Raw genomic sequence first — 4,348 nt, 5'->3', positions numbered from 1 at the left:
TTCTATGGGCCCGCCCCTGACCTGGCCAGGTTCCGTCAATCAAGGCAGCGGTGTTCGGCATCTATGCTGAACGCGACCAGCGGATCACCGGGGCCATGCCCGCCCTCCGCGATGCCCTGGCAGCAAACAACATCACGCACCAGATCACCGTGTATCCCGGTGTCGACCACGCTTTCCACAACGACACCGGCGAGCGCTACAACGAGGCCCAGGCCACCGCAGCCTGGAACGACACGCTGGCCTGGTTCAAGCAGCACGTCTGATAGTCGGCTCCACCTCAGCCGACGGGATGGCCATGGTCGCAGGTAGCCTGGCCCTCCCTGACCTCATGGCCCTGGATACACGTAACGGTCGGGGGCTGGGGAAGGTCATGGCCCAGGAAAAACAGGCTGCTTCTCCCGTGTTCAAATCCGGCGTCTTCGCGCTGCAGCCAGTGCCGGTGACTTCGCTTGGTTGAGGCGGGAGTTTCCTTCTCCGCTTCATGATGGTGCCCAAAGGGATTCTTGACCAAGGGAACCGCGACCTTCCCATTTTCCGTCACTGCGCCCATGCAGCGAATTTCCGGTACCAACATTTTAGGCGCCGGCCGCCTGCACGGGGCCGGCGGATTTTCACACTGGAGGCAATGGACGCACGCCCCGCGGGTAGTCTTGAAAGATGAGAGCCGCAGCCACAACCACGCTCACCTTCGAGGGCCGCTTCGCCCGTGATTTCGAAGAGCTGGCCGTTCCCTGGCGGGCCGAGGAGGCCCCGGACCCGCAACTCCTGGTCCTGAACGAGCGGTTGGCTGTAGAGCTGGGCCTGAGCCCGGCTGGGCTGCGGACCCCCGAAGGGATACGCCAGCTGATCGGCAACCTGGTCCCGGAAGGTGCCACGCCGGTTGCGCAGGCGTATGCCGGGCACCAGTTCGGCGGTTATTCGCCGATTCTCGGCGACGGGCGGGCGCTGCTCCTCGGGGAAGTCACGGACGTCCACGGGCGCCTCCGCGACGTCCATCTCAAAGGCTCCGGCCGCACACCGTTCGCCCGCGCCGGAGACGGCCTGGCCGTCGTCGGTCCGATGCTGCGCGAATACCTCGTCAGCGAGTCCATGCACGCGATGGGCATCCCCACGACGCGGTCACTCGCCGTCGTCGGGACAGGGCGGCCGGTCCGCCGCGAAACGATGCTGCCCGGTGCTGTACTCACCCGGGTCGCGGGCAGTCATTTGCGTGTGGGGAGTTTCCAGTTCGCCAGGGTCAATGGAGACACCGACCTCCTGCGCCGCCTTGCTGACCATGCGATCGGCCGCCACTATCCGGCCGCGGCGAAGGCCGCACAGCCTTATGTGGCCTTCTTCGACGCGGTGATAGCTGCCCAGGCGTCGCTGGTGGCCCGGTGGATGCTGGTGGGGTTTGTTCACGGTGTGATGAATACGGACAACATGGCGATCTCCGGCGAAACCATCGATTACGGTCCGTGCGCGTTTATGGACGCCTTCAACCCCGGCGCCGTCTACAGCTCGATCGATCAGGGTGGACGCTATGCCTATGCCAACCAGCCGTTGATCGCTGAATGGAACCTCACCCGGCTCGCCGAGGCGTTGCTGCCCCTGCTTCATGAGGATCAGGAACAGGCTGTTGCTCTGGCCGTGGAGTCCCTCGGCGCCTTCCGCGGGGAGTACAGCGCCGCGTGGCTGGACGGGATGAAGGCCAAACTGGGGCTGGGCGCGGACGCACAAAATGATGTGGCGTCGCCGCTGGCAGTGGACCTGCTGGCCATGTTGGAGAAAGGGGACGTGGATTACACCTCGTTCTTCCGGAGCCTCAGTTCAGCAGCCCGTGGGACCACTGAAGATGCCCGTGCCCACTTCGTGGACCCGGGGCCGTTCGATGCATGGGTTGAACGCTGGCGCGCCCTGGCTCCTGAGGCGGAGGTCATGGACCGGACCAACCCGGCCTACATCCCCCGGAACCACCTGGTTGAGGAAGCCCTTGCCGCCGCTACAGCCGGAGACATGGGCCCTTTCAACCGTTTGGTGGATGTGCTGGCCGACCCCTACACGGACCGGCCGGGCCTGGATCGCTATGCCGGCCCCGCCCCGGATGACTTCGGGAGCTACCGGACTTTCTGCGGGACCTGAGCGCAGGAAACAGCGGACGACGGCGGCGGGGCGGCTTGCGGCTGCCCCGTCGCCGTCGGTTCCGGCCGGGATCACGCTACGCGGACGAAAGACGCTCCCGTGAGCCAGCTGATGGAGTGTACTTCGGTCTTGTAACCGTCCACGCCGCCGCTGACAACCTGGCCGTTGCCGGCGTAAACGCCCACGTGGCCGGCCGTGATGACGAGGTCACCGGCGGCCGGTGCACCCACCACGCTGCCGTACTGGAAGAACTGGCCCGGGGCCAGGTCTCCCACGCTCTTGCCGACCGAACGCAGGGCTTTCTCCACCATGGCGGTGCAATCCTGCTGGATTCCCACCTGCGAGTAGGCGGACGCCAGGATCGCGGAACCTGCGGCACCGGACGGAGCCGGGGCTGCAGGAGCAGCGGGTGCCGCGGTGGAGGCCAGCCGGATGCCGGTGTTGGTCGGAGCGGCCGGGGCAGCGGCCGGGGCAGCGACTGCCTGGGCAGGTGCCGGTGCGGCGTAGCCGGCGCCCGGAATCTGGATCTGGTCGCCGGGGTAGATAATGGCCGCGATTGACAGGCCATTGGCGGCCAGTACGTCGTTGAGGGTGACGCCGTAGGTGGCGGAAATTGCGCCCAGCGTGTCGCCCGATACCACCGTGTGGACGTTGGCTGCGGCTGCTGCGGGAGCAGCGGCGGGGGCAGCCGCCGGCGCGCTGACCTGGCCTTGGACGTTGGTGGTCCCGGACGCGTCCGGGCCCTGGACGCCGGCCTGGGCTGCAGTGCCGGCACTGAAGAGCATGCCGGACGCGGCTACAGCGATGAGGGCTGGCCTGCCGATGGTGCGGGCGTGTGCTTTAGCTGTCGAAGACAGGCCTGTCAGCACAATAGAGCGGTTTGCAACGGCACGATGGCGTGCGGAAGTGGTGTTCTTTGACATGGTTGATTGCCTCTCCCATGCCTGCGGGGTGAGCTGTCGGGTTCGGGTCGGAGACACCCGGCCGGCAACGCCTCCGTCAAGGACGGAGCGGTATCGACTTAACCCCAAGGCTTCCTTCGAAGCCGTGGAAACGTGGTTCCCCCGTCCCTGCCAGTTGAAAGCGACTGGGGTCCCGGTTCAGCGGCAGGGCTCGGCATACTGACGGGAATGTCCCGGCTTTGAACCGGGGCACCGGACGACCATAACCTCTGTTCGACGGCAATGTCACATTCCGGTAACGGAATGTAAGCGGTAGATGTGCCTCGCTTCTGCGCCCGCTTGGACACCTGACCGTAACGATGTTGCAGGTCAGGGGCGGAATGCCGTATATGCCGGGTAGGCTCACAAACTATGTCGCGTTTTCTCCATAAAGTGAGGCTGCCTGTCATTGCAGGAACCTTGACGCTGGCCTTTGCCGCCTCGTTATCAATGCTGCCGGCACACGCTGGGGACGACGCCCCGCCCGCCGGTTATCCGTCATGGCAGGACGTGGAGAACGCCAAGCAAAGCGAGGCCGGGAAAGCCGCAGAGGTGGCTAAAATCAATGACCTTCTGGGCGGGCTTCAGAGCAGGGCCGAAGAATTGGGGACAGCTGCGGTCACCTCCGCAGCCGAGTACGCCGTCGCGGAAACAGCCCTCCAGGCAGCCAGCTCAAGATTGGATGAACTGACCGCCCGGACCGCCCGCGCCACCGCCGGACTGGCACAGCACAAAAAGGAAATCGGAGCCCTGGCGGCCCAGTCGTATAAGACCGGCGGCACCAACATGGGCTTCTTCGTGGCCCTGGACGCCGTCCAGACCAACAGCATCCAGGGCCTCAACATCGTCCGGATTGTCAGTGACAAGACAGCCGACCTGGTCAGCAAGGCGTCCGCTGCCGAGCGGGTGTCCCAAGCCCTCGCTGACCAGGAGAAAGCGGCCCGGGCAGAGCGTGAGCGGCTGTCAGCGGAAGCGAAGAGCAAGCTCGACTCCGCCCAGGCAGCCCAGGAAGCCATGTCCCGGCAGATCAAGGAACAACGGGACCACGGTCAGGAGCTCACTGCTCAGCTGGCATCCCTCAAGGGGACAACGGCGGCTGTGGAAGGTGAATTCCGGCAGGGTCAGGCGGCCCTCGCCGCCTATGAGAATGCCCAGGCAGCCAAGCGTGCCGCGGCTGCCGCGCAGGCGCGGCAGCAGGCGGAGGCGGCGGCCAAGGCAGCTGCCCCGGCAGCTGTCCAGGCAGCTGTCCAGAAACCGGTGAACCCGGCACCGGTGAACCCTGTGCC

3 protein-coding genes, 1 pseudogene and 1 riboswitch are annotated in these 4,348 nt (G+C 65.8%); of the genes and pseudogenes, 3 read left to right on the top strand and 1 reads right to left on the bottom strand.

What is annotated here, in order from left to right:
- The first annotated feature begins 50 nt into the window (after positions 1-50).
- Positions 51-263: a dienelactone hydrolase family protein gene (locus DBR22_RS09025; protein WP_258229110.1), complete on the top strand. Its 213-nt coding sequence runs from the start codon at positions 51-53 to the stop codon at positions 261-263.
- 394 nt (positions 264-657) lie between these two features.
- Positions 658-2,121: a protein adenylyltransferase SelO gene (locus DBR22_RS09020; protein WP_108598736.1), complete on the top strand. Its 1,464-nt coding sequence runs from the start codon at positions 658-660 to the stop codon at positions 2,119-2,121.
- A 71-nt stretch (positions 2,122-2,192) separates the two neighbouring features.
- On the opposite strand, the gene DBR22_RS09015 is transcribed toward DBR22_RS09020, so the two are convergent.
- Positions 2,193-3,044, bottom strand: a complete 852-nt coding sequence (locus tag DBR22_RS09015) for a C40 family peptidase (RefSeq protein WP_108598735.1) — start codon at positions 3,042-3,044, stop codon at positions 2,193-2,195.
- 3 nt (positions 3,045-3,047) lie between these two features.
- Positions 3,048-3,237: riboswitch (cyclic di-AMP (ydaO/yuaA leader) on the bottom strand.
- 245 nt (positions 3,238-3,482) lie between these two features.
- Between DBR22_RS09015 and DBR22_RS09010 the strand changes: the two are divergent.
- Positions 3,483-4,348, top strand: a pseudogene (locus DBR22_RS09010) (lytic transglycosylase domain-containing protein); the annotation flags it as partial.

Origin of the sequence: Arthrobacter sp. HMWF013, from assembly GCF_003061105.1 — a bacterium.
Lineage (GTDB): Bacteria > Actinomycetota > Actinomycetes > Actinomycetales > Micrococcaceae > Arthrobacter.
The sequence above is the reverse complement of the archived record's forward strand: the minus strand, read 5'-3'. Positions and strand labels throughout refer to the sequence as shown.